Origin of the sequence: Bradyrhizobium sp. SUTN9-2, from assembly GCF_003122645.1 — a bacterium.
GTDB classification, from domain to species: domain Bacteria; phylum Pseudomonadota; class Alphaproteobacteria; order Rhizobiales; family Xanthobacteraceae; genus Bradyrhizobium; species Bradyrhizobium yuanmingense.
The window spans coordinates 4038174-4051022 of the sequence record NZ_LAXE01000001.1 but is presented as its reverse complement, the minus strand read 5'-3'; the positions used below and the strand labels follow the sequence as shown (position 1 = coordinate 4051022).

Sequence of the window (12849 nt, the reverse complement as noted above, 5' to 3'; positions counted from 1 at the left end):
TCGAATGGTTCCCTGTGGGCGACGTACTAACCTGCCCAGCCGGCTGTGACGGTCTGGGTTGGGGCTGGACCAGGTGTTTGCGCAGGCGCCGGCGCATTGGTCAGGCAACGGCGGGCGGCCTCGATCTCGGCGTCGGTCGCGCCCCGCGACCGCGCCCATGTCTCTGCAGCGGCAGCGGAATATTTCGCCACATAGTACCGCACCACCGTGCACGAGGCCCGGCGAAACGCCCCGGGCTGCGGCTCGCCAGCCATGGCGTCGGGCGCGAACGCAAGCAGCGTCGCGGACAAGGCGAATCCCCTGATCAACATTTGGGCTGTCCCCCGGTGTGGAACCTCAAGCCCCAAGTCCGCGCGGGCCGATTTCGTTCCAGGGAACTGCATGCTGCTGGGCAAGGCTGGGCAGCTATTACGTCATGGCGCCGGGATCGCCGCCCTCGCCTGCTGCCGCATCAGGGCGTTGATGAAGCCGGCCCGCGCATCGGAATGGCCTTGGCCGCGCGGCTCCAGCACGTGGCGGAGCAGGAACAGGCCGGTGAGCCGAAAACCGTCCTGGAGATCCTGCTCGGTGAGATCGCCCGCGGTTTCGCCCTGGCGCAGGAACGGCGGCAGCCGCAACAGCCGGTCGCGCCACGGCTCGCCCGCGCCGCGCGATACCGCGCCGCCTGATTTCGGCGAGACATAGATCAGGTCCGTGGTCTCGCCGGTCACCGCGCAATTGTCCAGCGCCAGGCCGAAACCCAGCTCGGCGAGCATCGCCAGCTCGAAATGGATCAGGTGCACGGCCGCGCTGCCGATATCGTCGAAATCGTCGAGCGAATGCTCGAGCAGCGCAAAGATGTCCTCATGCGGATCGCGCTCCGGCAACAGCCGCGCGATCGAGGCCAGATGGGTGACGCCATAGACGCCGTGGGACGATGCCAGCAGCGTTGCCGCGCGCAGCTTCAATCCCTCGATAGCGTAGGTGCCCAGATGCTCGTCGAGCCGCGCCCGCCACACCGCACTGACGCTGTTCCCCGGCTGCAGCAGCGGCCGCATCCGCGAACCGGCCCCGCCGCGGACGAGCCCGAGATGCCGGCCATGCGCGCGCGTCAACAGCTCGACAATGGCGCTGGACTCGCCATGCCGCCGCACCCCCAGCACGATGCCTTCGTCGGTCCATTCCATAGGGGAAGTGTAGCGGATTCCGGCGTTCAATCGTAGGGCGGATTAGCCGAAGGCGTAATCCGCCAATCGCCCGTGCACGTCAAAGGTGGATTACGCTTCGCTAATCCACCCTACGGCGCCTCACGCGTTGAACCAGTCCCGCGCGTCGCCGCTGAAGGAGAAATACAGGCCCATCGTCGTCAGCGCGCAGGAGACGATCTCGATGGCGCTGTCGAGCTCCAGGCCCTTCTCGCCGATGATCTGGCCGAGCGAGATCACCGACAACACGAGGGCCGCCGCCAGCACCCAGCGTGGCCAGTTCTTGCGATGATGCGCGGCCAGCCGGACGAAATAGAGCAGCAGGAGGATCATGCCGCCGGCGAGCAGCGTCGCGGTCATGATCATCTGCTCGGTCACCGCGGCATTGGGCGTGCGGTCCTGCACGGCGACCGAGACGGCGTCCAGCATCAACGATGCATAGAGCAGCGCTTCGAAGCGCTGGACGTTGGTGGGTAGGCTCATCGAATGCCGATCTTTTCTTGGTTATTCTTTTGGGAAGTCCAGGCCCATCTCGCGATAGCGATCGGGATCGTCGCCCCAGTTCTCGCGCACCTTGACGAACAGGAACAGGTGCACCGGCACGTCCAGGATCTGCATCAGCTCTTTCCGCGAGTCGGCGCCGATCGACTTGATGGTGGCGCCGCCCTTGCCGAGCACGATCTTGCGCTGGCTTTCGCGCTCGACATAGATCGTCTGCTCGATCCGCACAGACTTGTCCTTGCGTTCCTCCCACTTGTCGGTCTCGACCGTGGACTGGTAGGGCAATTCCTGGTGCAGCTTCTGATAGATCTTCTCGCGGGTGATCTCGGCCGCCAGCTGCCGCATCGGCGCGTCCGACATCTGGTCCTCGGGGTAGAGGAACGGACCCGGCGGCACCATGTCCGCGAGCGTCGTGCGGATGTCGTCGACGCCATCGCCCGAGATCGCCGAAATCATGAACGTCCGCACGAAAGTCATGCGCTCGTTGGCCGCCTGCGCCAGCGCCAGCAGCTTCTCGCGTTGGACCAGGTCGACCTTGTTGATGACGAGGATCTTGTCGTGATTGACGCTGGCGGCCTTGGCGAGGATCGCCTCCGCCTCCTCGTCGATGCCCGTTTTGGCATCGAGCAGCACGCAGACCAGATCGGCATCATGCGCCCCGCTCCAGGCGGTCGAGACCATGGCGCGGTCGAGCCGGCGCTTGGGCGAGAAGATGCCGGGCGTGTCGACAAGGATAATTTGCGCGTTGTTCTCGATGACGATACCGCGGATCAGCGCGCGCGTGGTTTGCACCTTGCGCGAGACGATCGTGACCTTGGCGCCGACCAGCGCGTTGACCAGCGTCGACTTGCCGACATTCGGCGCGCCGATCAGCGCGACGAAGCCGCAGCGCGTCGCGCCGGGTGCCCCGCCGCTTGCTTCAACCGTCATTGCTGCCGCCGACGCCTTCGCGTTCGATCATCACTGACGCTGCCACTTTCTCTGCCGCGCGCTTGCTGCCGCCGATACCCTCGGCGGGGGCCAGGCCCGGCAGATCGACGGCGACACGGAACTGCGGATCGTGATGCGGGCCGGTGCGCTCGACCTCGCGATAGACAGGCGTCGGCAGTCCCTTGCCTTGCGCCCATTCCTGCAGCACGGTCTTGGGATCGCGCAAGGGCCGGCGCGGCTTGTGCATCCGCTCGGTCCAGTTGCGCTTGACGAATTCGGCTGCCGCCGCATGGCCGCCGTCGAGGTAGATGGCGCCGATCACGGCCTCGCAGATGTCGCCGAGGATGGATTTGCGCAGGCGGGCATCGGCACTGGAGCCGACCGAGCCCAGCTTGATGTCGTCGACGAGACCGAGCGACTTGGCGACGTCCGCGCAGCTCTCCTTGCGCACGAGCTCGGCAAGCCGCTTGGACAGCTCGCCCTCATCGGCGTTCGGGAAGGCGTGATAGAGCATGTCGGAGACGACGAGCCCAAGCACGTGGTCGCCGAGGAATTCCAGCCGCTGATAGCTGTCGCCTCGCTTGCGCCCGGACTTCAGGGCCGAGACATGCGTGATCGCCTGCATCAGCATATTTGGATCGGCGAAGCTGTGGCCGATCCGCGCCTCGAGCGCCGCGTTGGCATTCGTGCCCTTGGCCTTGCTGCTCCGCGGCCGTTTCTTCTTGGCAGGCGCCTTCGCCGCAGCATCGCCCTCGGGAGCGGCTTGCACCTCGGTCGGTTGGATCGCGATGTCCTTGGCTTCGTCTTTCATCGGACGATTTTGAAGAACCGATTCCAGCGCACCGCCCACGGCCAGCGCCAGAGCATCCAGGCGTGCTCGCCTTCAGCGATGGAGAAGAAGATCATCTGGGCGCGGCCGATCAAGTGCTCCTGCGGGACGTAGCCGACCTGGCCGAGAAAGCGGCTATCGGTGGAGTTGTCGCGGTTGTCACCCATCATGAAGAAGTGGCCGGCCGGGACGGTGTAGACGTTGGTGTTGTCCATGTAGCCGTTGTCGGCGCAGTCCAGCGTCTCATAGGACACGCCGTTCGGCAGCGTCTCCTTCCAGCGCTTCACCCGGGAGATGCCGCCGCCTTCCGAGCCGCAAGGGTCCTCGCCGACATATTCGCTCATGCGCTGCCGCTCGACGGGCGTATCGTTGATGTAGAGCAGCCCGTCCCGCATCTGGACACGGTCGCCGGGAAGGCCGATCACGCGCTTGATGTAGTCGGTGGAATCGTCCTTCGGCAGGCGAAACACGACGATGTCGCCACGAGCGGGGTCCGAGCCCCAGATCCGTCCCGAGAACAGCGGCGGCGAGAATGGAATCGAGTAATGGCTGTAGCCGTAGGAATATTTCGAGACGAACAGATAGTCGCCGACCAGCAGCGTCGCCTTCATCGAGCCGGACGGGATGTTGAAGGGCTGAAACAGGAAGGTGCGGATCACGAGCGCGATCAGGAGAGCATGAATGACGACTCGGATCGTTTCGCCGACGCCGCTCTCAGTTTTCGTTCCCGAAGTCACGCTCATTGCTCTCTCAATTCCGGCCGGCGATCATAGAGCGCCCTCCTCCCGCGAACGGCCCACCGGTTCGCGGCGCAAGGAGATTGTCCTGATTCTGATAGTGAGGGCCAATTCCGGCGTAAAGCCGAATTCGCCCAGGCTGATTTGCGTTCGCGGACTTTTAGACGGTTGTCGGAGGCCACGCAATCAAGGATCGCATCAAAACTGATTAAGATATTGATTTATAAAGAAAATCACAAAACGCCCGAGCCGCGATCAAGGTTTCGGCAGCGGGACGGCGGAAATGACGACAAAAGCCTGCGCCAGCGGCCAGTCGTCGGTGATCGAAAGGTCGATCCGCGCCTCGAACCCCTCCGGTGTCAGGGCCTGGAGCCGGGCCAGCGCGCCGCCGGTCAGCTGCATGGTCGGCCGCCCGCCCGGCAGGTTGACCACCCCCATGTCGCGCCACCAGACGCCGCGCCTGATGCCGGTGCCGAGTGCCTTGGAGCAGGCCTCCTTGGCGGCGAAGCGCTTGGCGTAGGTCGCCACCACCATCTTCTCGTTCTTGGCGCGCCGTTCCGCCTTGGCCCGCTCGGCCGCGGTGAAGATGCGGTCGAGAAAACGCTCGCCGTGGCGCTCGATCACCTTGGCGACGCGGGTGATGTCGATCAGGTCGGAGCCGATGCCGATGATCATGCCCGGCTCCGGCCACGATCCATCGCCGCGCGCATGCTGCGCACGGTCTCGGCCAGCCCCACGAACAGCGCCTCGCCGATCATGTAATAGCCGATGTTCAGCTCCATGATTTCGGGCAAGCTCGCGATCTTCTCCGCCGTCGCATAGTCCAGCCCGTGGCCGGCGTGAACCTCGAGTCCCGCGTCCTTCGCCAGCTTCACCCCGGCCACGATCCGCTGCCATTCAGCCTCGGCCTTGTCGGTGTGGCCATCGACGACGGCATCGCACCAGGCACCGGTGTGGATCTCGATCACAGGGGCGCGCAGCCGTGCCGCCATCTCGATCTGGGCGGGATCGGCCGCAATGAACAGCGAGACGCGGATGCCGGCCTCGCTCAGCCGCGCGATATAGGGCGCGAGCGCGCTGCGCTGGCCGACCACGTCCAACCCGCCTTCGGTCGTTACCTCCTGGCGCCGCTCCGGCACCAGGCACACCGCGTGCGGCTTGGTGGCGAGCGAGATCCGCATCATGTCGTCCGTCGCGGCCATCTCGAAATTGAGCGGCTTGGAGATCTCCGCCTTCAGGCGCGCCATGTCCTCGTCGCGGATGTGCCGGCGGTCCTCGCGCAAATGTGCGGTGATGCCGTCGGCGCCGGCCTCGATCGCGAGCAGCGCGGCGCGCACCGGATCGGGATGGCGGCCGCCGCGCGCGTTACGCACGGTTGCGACGTGATCGATATTGACGCCGAGGCGGAGCGGAGGTGCGGGCATTTCAGAACTCGCGAAATCAGAGGGAACGGCGCATGCGAGACGCGCCTATCCATTAACACGTTCGACTTTGGCGACGACCGCCTTCGCGCGCAGCTGGGCCAGGATCGCGCTGAGGTGCTTCAAGTCGTAGACTTCGAGATCGATCGTCGTCTCCGTGAAATCGGGCGAGCGGCGCTGCATGCTGATGTTGTCGATGTTGCCGTCGTGCTCGGCGATCACGGTCGCGATCTGCGCCAGCGCGCCGGGCTCATTGACGTTCTCGACCTTGATGCGGGCCGGGAAGCGCTGCGGCGCGGAATCCTCGATGTCCCAGCGGACGTCGAGCCAGCGCTCCGGCTCCTCCTCGAAATCCTTCAGGGCCGGCGCCTGGATCGGATAGATCGTGATGCCCTCGCCCGGCGTGACGATGCCGACAATGCGATCGCCGGGGACGGCGCCGCCGTTCGGCGCGAACTTCACCGGAAGGTCGGAATTGATGCCGCGGATCGGGATCGCGACCGGGCTGCGCGACTGTTCGGAGACCCCCTTCTCCTTGAGCTTGGCGGCAAGGCCCTTCTTGACGCCGTAGCGCGCGATGCGCTCCTCCTTGTAATCCGGGTACATCGCACGCGCGACATGGGAGGCCTTGATCTCGCCGCGCCCGACCGCCGCCATGACGTCCTCGATCGATGTGCGCGCGAGCCGCGGCAGCGCGCCCTTGAGCTTGTCGTCGGCGTATTCAATCTTGGCGCGCTCGAACAGGCGCTCGACGATGCGCCGGCCGAGCCCGACATATTGGTCGCGCACCGCGGTGCGCGTGGCGCGGCGGATCGCGGCACGCGCCTTGCCGGTGACGGCGAGCGTTTCCCAGGCCGAGGGCGGCGCGGACTGCGCCTCCGAGGTCAGCACCTCGACCTCGTCGCCGTTCTGAAGCTCCGAGGACAGCGGCGCGAATTTGCCGTTGATCTTGCAGCCCACCGCGCTGTTGCCGACGTCGGTATGCACCGCATAGGCGAAGTCGATCACGTTGGCATGGCGCGGCAGCGCGATCAGCTTGCCCTTCGGGGTGAAGCAGAACACCTGGTCGTGGAACAGCTCGAGCTTGGTGTGCTCGAGGAATTCCTCCGGGTTCGCGCTTTCCGAGAGGATGCCGATGGTGTGGCGCAGCCAGGCGAACGCGTTGGACTCGCGCTTGAGGAATTCGGTCGGCGAACCCACGCCCTCCTTGTAGAAAACGTGCGCGGCGATGCCGCGCTCGGCGATCTGGTCCATCGCCTCGGTGCGGATCTGCAGCTCGACGCGCTGGTTGCCGGGGCCGATCACCGTGGTGTGGATCGAGCGGTAGTCGTTCTGCTTCGGCGTCGAGATATAGTCCTTGAAGCGTCCGGGCACGACCGGCCAGGTGGTGTGGACGATCCCGAGCGCGCGATAGCAGGCCTCGACGTCGCTGACGACGAGGCGGAAGCCGAAGATGTCGGACAATTGCTCGAAGCCGACCGACTTGCGCTCCATCTTGGTCCAGATCGAGAACGGCTTCTTGCGCCGGCCATAGACCCGCGCCCCCAAGCCCCTGTGGCGCAGATTGTTGGAGAGCTGGTCCTCGATCTCGCCGATCAGGTTGCGGTTGCGCTCAGCCAACGCGTCGAGCCGCTGCATCACCACCGAATAGGCTTCGGGATCGAGGGTCCGGAAGGACAGATCCTCCAGCTCCTCGCGCATTTCCTGCATGCCCATGCGCCCCGCCAGCGGCGCGTAGATGTCGAGCGTCTCCTCGGCGATGCGCCGGCGCGATTCCGTCGGCACGAAGTCCAGCGTGCGCATGTTGTGCAGGCGGTCGGCGAGCTTGACCAGAAGCACGCGGACATCGTCGGCAATGGCCAGCAACAATTTGCGCAGATTCTCGGCCTGCTTGGCCTCCCGCGAGACCAGCTCGAGCCGCTTCAGCTTGGTCAGGCCATCGACCAGCGCGCCGATCTCCGAGCCGAAGATCTGGTCGATCTCGGCCCGCGTCGCCTCGGTGTCCTCGATCGTGTCGTGCAGCAGCGCGGCCACGATGGTGGCGTCGTCGAGCTTGAGGTCGGTGAGAATCGCCGCCACCTCGAGCGGATGCGAGAAATACGGATCGCCCGAGGCGCGGGTCTGCGAGCCGTGGGCCTTCATGGCGTAGACGTAGGCACGGTTCAGCAGGTCTTCATTGGTGTTGGGATTGTAGGACCTGACGCGCTCGACGAGGTCATATTGACGCATCATCCGGGCGCGAGGCCTGGCGGGGCGCGCGACCGGCGCAGTCGGGGCCACGGCAACCGATTCGGTTGCGGCCTGCATCTGCGTGGATCTGCGGCGCCGATATACCATGCCGTCCTGCCTTCAAACGGGCTTGAGCCGGCCCGCTGCATACATCCTAACTCCGATCGCGCTCGTGTCCGATCAATTCAGTGACAGGGCCAAGCACCGACCGCAGCGCTATGGTAACCACGAAAAGGTCAACAAAAGCAAAGGCCCGAACGATCGTTCGGGCCTTTGATATGATCACAAGAAGAAGATGATCGCGATGGAGGAATTACTCGTCTTCCTCGGGCTGCTCCTCGGGAGGCGCGAGGCCTTCCAGGCCCTTCAGCAGCTCCTCCTCGGTCATGCGCTCCACGGCGACCTCGGTGTCGTCGGCATCGACGCTTGCCCCCGCGGAACCGATCAGCGGCACTGTATCCGGCTCGGGCTCGTCCACCTCGACGAACTTCTGCAACGAGTGGACCAGCTCCTCGCGGAGGTCCTCCGGCGAGATCGTCGTCTCGGCAATTTCACGCAAAGACACAACAGGGTTCTTGTCGTTATCGCGGTCAACCGTTAGTTGTGAACCGGATGAAATCATGCGGGCACGGTGGGCGGCCAGCAGGACCAAGTCAAACCGGTTGTCGACCTTGTCGATACAATCTTCTACGGTGACGCGAGCCATGGACTGTCGCTCCGTTGTGGGTGGGACGAAATATGTGGATGATTGGGGCTAGTTATAGGGGCCGGGACGGTTTCGCAAGACCATTTTGTGATTTGGCCTCGCCAAACCGCTCTGCTACCCCCACATTGGGGCTGGGACGGGTGGTTTTCCGGGCTGCCGTTGGGGGCGGCCCCGGGGTGTATGCAAGTCCGCCATAACTATACCTTGATTGCCCCGACTTCTCCGGATTTGCGGTTTCGACGGGTTTCTGCGGCACTCTAGAACTGCGCGGCCTGTTGTCGCCGCGCCAACAAAAAACGATCAATCACGAACGCTACGCGAGCAAACTGAATGTCACCTTCTCCTACCAACAAGATCGCGCTCTTCATCGACGGGGCCAATCTCTACGCGACGGCGAAAACCCTCGGCTTCGACATCGACTACAAGCGCCTGCTGAAGGAGTTTCAGAGCCGCGGGACGTTATTGCGGGCGTTCTATTACACCGCCATCATCGAGGACCAGGAATACTCCTCGATCCGCCCGCTGATCGACTGGCTGGACTACAACGGCTACACGGTCGTCACCAAGGCGACCAAGGAATTCATCGACGCCTCCGGGCGCCGCAAGGTGAAGGGCAACATGGACATCGAGCTCGCCGTCGACGCCATGGAGCTCGCCGAGCACATCGACCAGATGGTGCTGTTCTCGGGTGACGGCGACTTCCGCTCCCTGGTCGAGGCCGTCCAGCGCCGCGGCGTGCGGGTCACGGTGGTCTCCACCATCGCCAGCCAGCCGCCGATGATCGCCGACGAGCTGCGCCGCCAGGCCGACGTCTTCACCGACCTCGTCGAGCTGCAATCCAAGCTCGGCCGCGATCCGTCCGAGCGCCCCGCCCCGCGTGACCGCGGCGAGCGTGGTGAACGCCACCACGCCCCGCAATTCCTCCAGCGCGCGACCACGACGGCGCCGAGGGGCGATGACGACTTCGAGGAGTGAGGCGGCCCGGTCAAGCCGCCAGCCTCTCACAATCGTTCCCGACCGTGACTGCCCGCTCTGCCCGCGCCTGGTCGCCTTCCGCGAGGCGAACCGCGCGCGCGAGCCCTCGTGGCACAATGCGCCGGTTGCGCCCTTCGGCGACATCAAGGCCCGCCTCCTGATCGTGGGCCTCGCCCCGGGAATGCAGGGCGCCAACCGCACGGGGCGGCCGTTCACGGGCGATTATGCCGGCGACCTGCTCTATGCCACGCTGATCGAATACGGCTTTGCGAGGGGCACCTATCAGGCGCGTCCCGACGACGGCCTGAAACTCGTCGACTGCCGGATCGCCAATGCCGTGCATTGCGTGCCGCCGCAGAACAAGCCGCTGCCGATCGAGATCAACACCTGCCGCCAGTTTCTCGTGGCCAATCTGGCGACGATGCCGAAGCTGCGCGCGATCGTCGCGCTCGGGCGAATTGCGCACGACAGCGTGCTCAAGCCGCTGAATTTGAAGGCCTCGCAAGCCCCCTTCGGCCACGGCGCGGTGCATCAGGCCGGCGCGTTCAGGCTCTACGACAGCTATCACTGCTCCCGCTACAACACGAACACCGGCGTGCTGACGCCAGACATGTTCAGATCCGTGTTCGCGAAGGTGAAGGCGGATCTCGATTAGCTAGAGCATGATCCGGAAAAGTGCGTAGCGGTTTTCCGAAAAGATCATGCTCAAACAATAAGCTAAAGCGCGATGACGATTCATCCTAATCGCATCGCGCCTTATTGACGGGATTTGCCTTGAGCCAGGCCAGCACGTCGCCGGCGTTCCGGTCGGGCGGAAACACCGGATAGAACACGTGCGTGATCCTGGCGTCGTCGATAACAAGCGCGAGGCGCTTGATCAGCGTCAGGCCCGCGACCTCCATGGTCGGCAAGTTCAAGGCGCGCGTCAGCGCCAGCTTCTCGTCCGAAAGCACCGGGAACGGCAGATGCAGGCGCGACGCCATCTCGATCTGATAGTCGTTGCTCTGGGTCGAGAGGCCGAACACGTGCGCGGCGCCGGCGGCCTTCAGCTCGGCGTAGAGATCGCGAAAGGCGCAGGTCTGGGGCGTGCAGCCGCGCGCTCCGGGGATCATGTCCCAATCATCGACCAGCGCGATCTTGCCGGGCTCGCCGGTGCGGGGATAGGCGAACACCACGGTGCGGCCGCGCAGCGCCGACAGGGTGACCGATGTGTCGTCGGTCGCGAGCAGGCCGATCGGCGGCAACGTCATGCCTTCGAGATGCGCGGCGGCGCCATCGTCCGAAGGCGCGGGAATCTGGCTCCAGTCGACCTCGAGCAGGTTCCGTTGATTCATCTCGTCATCCCCTCGCCCGCAGCAGCCGGCCCTTCTCCCGGCTCCAGTCGCGCTTCTTCTCGGACTCGCGCTTGTCGTGCAGCTTCTTGCCCTTCGCAACCGCCAGCTGCAGCTTGGCCCGGCCGCGCTCGTTGAAGTAAAGCTTGAGCGGGATCAGCGTCATGCCCTCGCGGTCGACCGCGCCGATCAGCTTGTTGATCTGGCGGCGGTGGAGCAGCAGCTTTCGCGGCCGCTTGGGCTCGTGGTTGAAGCGGTTGCCTTGCAGGTATTCGGGAATGGTGGCGTTGATCAGCCAGATCTCGCCGTTCTTCGAATCGGCATATGATTCCGCGATCGTGCTCTTGCCGTTGCGGATCGACTTGACCTCGGTGCCGGTCAGCGCAATGCCCGCCTCGATCGTGTCCTCGATGGCGTAGTTGAAACGCGCCTTGCGATTTTCCGCCATCACCTTGATCGGACGTTCGTTCTTATCGGCCATGACGGGCAAACCTGATCGAGATGCGCTCGGATTCTAACAGTTCGGATGAAGTGGACGCGTCACTTCTTGAGGAGATCGCGGATCTCCGTCAGCAGCTCGACCTCGGCCGTCGGCTTGGGCGGAGCAGCGGGTGCCGCCTCCTCCTTGCGCTTCAGCGTATTCATGGCGCGGATTACCAGGAACAGCACGAAGGCGACGATGATGAAGTTGATCGTCAGTGTCAGGAAGCTGCCGTAAGCAAGGACGGCGCCTTGCTTTTTCGCATCCGCCAAGTTGGTGGCGGTGACCGCCTTCGACAAGGGAATGAAGTAGTTCGAGAAGTCGAGGCCACCGGTAACGGCGCCGACGATCGGCATGATGACGTCACCGACCAGCGAGGTGACGATCCCGCCGAAGGCCGCGCCGATGATGACGCCGACCGCGAGATCGACGACGTTGCCCTTCATGGCGAACTCGCGGAACTCCTTGAGCATCCGCGCGCCCTTTTCCTCCACGCTCATGAAAGGCTCCCCCGAACGGCTAATGCGTCAGTTGACCAGACCGGCGTGAACCATCGCGCTGCGCACGGCAACCCGCGTCGGCTCGGACACCGGAACCATCGGCAGCCGCAGCGTCTCGTCCAGCTTGCCGAGCAGCGACATCGCGTACTTGATCGGCGCCGGATTGCTCTCGATGAAGAGGTTGTTGTGCAGCGGCATCAGCTTGTCGTGGATCGCGAGCGCCGCCTTGGTGTCGCCCTTCTGCCAGGCGGCGTGGAACTCCGAGCACAGGCGCGGCGCGACGTTCGAGGTCACCGAGATGCAGCCATGGCCGCCATGGGCCATGTAGCCGATGATGGTGGCGTCCTCGCCCGAGAGCTGGTTGAAGTCCTCGCCCATCGCCGCGCGCTGCTGCGACACGCGGACCATGCTGGCGGTGGCGTCCTTGACCCCGGCGATGTTCTTCAGCTCCCACAGCCGCTTCATGGTGTCGACCGACATGTCGATCACCGAGCGCGGCGGGATGTTGTAGATGATGATCGGAATGCCGATCGCATCGTTGATCGCCTTGAAGTGCTGGTACATGCCTTCTTGCGTCGGCTTGTTGTAATAGGGCGTGACGATCAGCACGGCGTCCGCGCCCGCCTTTTCGGCGTGCTGGGAGAGCTCGATCGCCTCCTTGGTCGAGTTGGAGCCGGCGCCGGCGATGACGGGCACGCGGCCCTTGGCTTCAGCGATGCACCATTCCACGACCTTCTTGTGCTCGTCATGGCTGAGCGTCGGGCTCTCGCCGGTGGTGCCGACCGGAACGAGGCCGTTGGTGCCCTCGGAAATCTGCCAGTTGACCAGGGAGCGAAACGCCGCCTCGTCGAGCGAGCCGTTCTTGAACGGGGTGACCAAGGCGGTGAACGACCCTCGGAATTTCGTCTTGGCTGCCATGGACTTCCTCCGTACGCGGCGATCTCTTGAGCAAGCCCCCTTCATATCGGGTCTATCCGGCCGGTAAAAGACCCGGGGTCGGTGCCAGGCTGGGTTTAGGCCGCGAT

16 protein-coding genes are annotated in these 12849 nt (G+C 64.6%); 2 read left to right on the top strand and 14 right to left on the bottom strand.

The window, feature by feature from the left end; all coding sequences use genetic code 11:
• Positions 1-26 precede the first annotated feature (26 nt).
• The 10 genes from XF30_RS18825 to rpoZ all read right to left on the bottom strand — a co-directional run bounded on the left by XF30_RS18825 (position 27) and on the right by rpoZ (position 8537).
• Positions 27-311 (bottom strand): hypothetical protein, encoded by a 285-nt coding sequence (locus XF30_RS18825; protein ID WP_036015015.1) that lies wholly within the window; start codon positions 309-311, stop codon positions 27-29.
• Between the two features lie 102 nt (positions 312-413).
• On the bottom strand, positions 414-1166 hold the full coding sequence (gene recO / locus XF30_RS18820; RefSeq protein ID WP_109143528.1) for a DNA repair protein RecO: 753 nt from the start codon (positions 1164-1166) through the stop codon (positions 414-416).
• 120 nt (positions 1167-1286) lie between these two features.
• A complete protein-coding gene (locus XF30_RS18815) occupies positions 1287-1667 on the bottom strand; it encodes a hypothetical protein (protein ID WP_036025515.1) in 381 nt (126 codons plus the stop codon).
• A 21-nt stretch (positions 1668-1688) separates the two neighbouring features.
• The gene (gene era / locus XF30_RS18810) at positions 1689-2615 is read right to left on the bottom strand and encodes a GTPase Era (protein ID WP_109143527.1); all 927 of its coding nucleotides are present in this window, start codon (positions 2613-2615) and stop codon (positions 1689-1691) included.
• The gene (rnc, locus tag XF30_RS18805; protein WP_109143526.1) at positions 2605-3426 is read right to left on the bottom strand and encodes a ribonuclease III; all 822 of its coding nucleotides are present in this window, start codon (positions 3424-3426) and stop codon (positions 2605-2607) included. The genes era and rnc overlap by 11 nt, the downstream gene beginning before the upstream one ends.
• Complete coding sequence (gene lepB, locus XF30_RS18800) at positions 3423-4187, bottom strand: signal peptidase I (RefSeq protein ID WP_036015031.1); 765 nt, start codon at positions 4185-4187, stop codon at positions 3423-3425. Before lepB ends, rnc begins: the two co-directional genes overlap by 4 nt.
• A 249-nt stretch (positions 4188-4436) precedes the next feature.
• Entirely contained in the window at positions 4437-4856 is a 420-nt protein-coding gene (acpS, locus tag XF30_RS18795) for a holo-ACP synthase (RefSeq protein WP_025036721.1), read from the bottom strand.
• Positions 4853-5605, bottom strand: coding sequence for a pyridoxine 5'-phosphate synthase (locus XF30_RS18790; protein ID WP_057029760.1), 753 nt, complete (start codon positions 5603-5605; stop codon positions 4853-4855). The genes acpS and XF30_RS18790 overlap by 4 nt, the downstream gene beginning before the upstream one ends.
• Before the next feature lie 45 nt (positions 5606-5650).
• Positions 5651-7939 (bottom strand): RelA/SpoT family protein, encoded by a 2289-nt coding sequence (locus XF30_RS18785; protein WP_036015037.1) that lies wholly within the window; start codon positions 7937-7939, stop codon positions 5651-5653.
• 205 nt (positions 7940-8144) lie between these two features.
• Complete coding sequence (gene rpoZ / locus XF30_RS18780; protein ID WP_007603391.1) at positions 8145-8537, bottom strand: DNA-directed RNA polymerase subunit omega; 393 nt, start codon at positions 8535-8537, stop codon at positions 8145-8147.
• Positions 8538-8867: 330 nt separating this feature from the next.
• Here rpoZ and XF30_RS18775 point away from each other — a divergent pair, with 330 nt between their 5' ends.
• Positions 8868-9512 (top strand): LabA-like NYN domain-containing protein, encoded by a 645-nt coding sequence (locus XF30_RS18775; RefSeq protein ID WP_036015038.1) that lies wholly within the window; start codon positions 8868-8870, stop codon positions 9510-9512.
• Positions 9493-10167: a uracil-DNA glycosylase gene (locus tag XF30_RS18770; protein ID WP_036025518.1), complete on the top strand. Its 675-nt coding sequence runs from the start codon at positions 9493-9495 to the stop codon at positions 10165-10167. Before XF30_RS18775 ends, XF30_RS18770 begins: the two co-directional genes overlap by 20 nt.
• Positions 10168-10252: 85 nt before the next feature.
• On the opposite strand, the gene XF30_RS18765 is transcribed toward XF30_RS18770, so the two are convergent.
• From XF30_RS18765 to dapA, 4 genes are read right to left on the bottom strand one after another with little or no spacing between them, the layout of a single operon-like run.
• Positions 10253-10846: a peroxiredoxin gene (locus XF30_RS18765; protein ID WP_036025520.1), complete on the bottom strand. Its 594-nt coding sequence runs from the start codon at positions 10844-10846 to the stop codon at positions 10253-10255.
• A 4-nt stretch (positions 10847-10850) separates the two neighbouring features.
• Positions 10851-11324: an SsrA-binding protein SmpB gene (gene smpB / locus XF30_RS18760; protein WP_025036727.1), complete on the bottom strand. Its 474-nt coding sequence runs from the start codon at positions 11322-11324 to the stop codon at positions 10851-10853.
• Between the two features lie 59 nt (positions 11325-11383).
• The gene (gene mscL / locus XF30_RS18755; protein ID WP_109145774.1) at positions 11384-11797 is read right to left on the bottom strand and encodes a large conductance mechanosensitive channel protein MscL; all 414 of its coding nucleotides are present in this window, start codon (positions 11795-11797) and stop codon (positions 11384-11386) included.
• Positions 11798-11851: 54 nt separating this feature from the next.
• Positions 11852-12742, bottom strand: a complete 891-nt coding sequence (gene dapA / locus XF30_RS18750) for a 4-hydroxy-tetrahydrodipicolinate synthase (protein WP_036015047.1) — start codon at positions 12740-12742, stop codon at positions 11852-11854.
• Positions 12743-12849: the final 107 nt, after the last annotated feature.

What these genes read in the sequence shown, in the direction of transcription:
- rnc (WP_109143526.1), bottom strand. Translation starts at nt 3,426, where the DNA reads ATGAAAGACGAAGCCAAGGACATCGCGATCCAACCGACCGAGGTGCAA.
- acpS (WP_025036721.1), bottom strand. Translation starts at nt 4,856, where the DNA reads ATGATCATCGGCATCGGCTCCGACCTGATCGACATCACCCGCGTCGCC.
- XF30_RS18765 (WP_036025520.1), bottom strand. Translation starts at nt 10,846, where the DNA reads ATGAATCAACGGAACCTGCTCGAGGTCGACTGGAGCCAGATTCCCGCG.
- dapA (WP_036015047.1), bottom strand. Translation starts at nt 12,742, where the DNA reads ATGGCAGCCAAGACGAAATTCCGAGGGTCGTTCACCGCCTTGGTCACC.
- rpoZ (WP_007603391.1), bottom strand. Translation starts at nt 8,537, where the DNA reads ATGGCTCGCGTCACCGTAGAAGATTGTATCGACAAGGTCGACAACCGG.
- XF30_RS18775 (WP_036015038.1), top strand. Translation starts at nt 8,868, where the DNA reads ATGTCACCTTCTCCTACCAACAAGATCGCGCTCTTCATCGACGGGGCC.
- XF30_RS18785 (WP_036015037.1), bottom strand. Translation starts at nt 7,939, where the DNA reads ATGGTATATCGGCGCCGCAGATCCACGCAGATGCAGGCCGCAACCGAA.
- recO (WP_109143528.1), bottom strand. Translation starts at nt 1,166, where the DNA reads ATGGAATGGACCGACGAAGGCATCGTGCTGGGGGTGCGGCGGCATGGC.
- lepB (WP_036015031.1), bottom strand. Translation starts at nt 4,187, where the DNA reads ATGAGCGTGACTTCGGGAACGAAAACTGAGAGCGGCGTCGGCGAAACG.
- XF30_RS18815 (WP_036025515.1), bottom strand. Translation starts at nt 1,667, where the DNA reads ATGAGCCTACCCACCAACGTCCAGCGCTTCGAAGCGCTGCTCTATGCA.
- XF30_RS18770 (WP_036025518.1), top strand. Translation starts at nt 9,493, where the DNA reads ATGACGACTTCGAGGAGTGAGGCGGCCCGGTCAAGCCGCCAGCCTCTC.
- mscL (WP_109145774.1), bottom strand. Translation starts at nt 11,797, where the DNA reads ATGCTCAAGGAGTTCCGCGAGTTCGCCATGAAGGGCAACGTCGTCGAT.
- XF30_RS18790 (WP_057029760.1), bottom strand. Translation starts at nt 5,605, where the DNA reads ATGCCCGCACCTCCGCTCCGCCTCGGCGTCAATATCGATCACGTCGCA.
- smpB (WP_025036727.1), bottom strand. Translation starts at nt 11,324, where the DNA reads ATGGCCGATAAGAACGAACGTCCGATCAAGGTGATGGCGGAAAATCGC.
- era (WP_109143527.1), bottom strand. Translation starts at nt 2,615, where the DNA reads ATGACGGTTGAAGCAAGCGGCGGGGCACCCGGCGCGACGCGCTGCGGC.
- XF30_RS18825 (WP_036015015.1), bottom strand. Translation starts at nt 311, where the DNA reads ATGTTGATCAGGGGATTCGCCTTGTCCGCGACGCTGCTTGCGTTCGCG.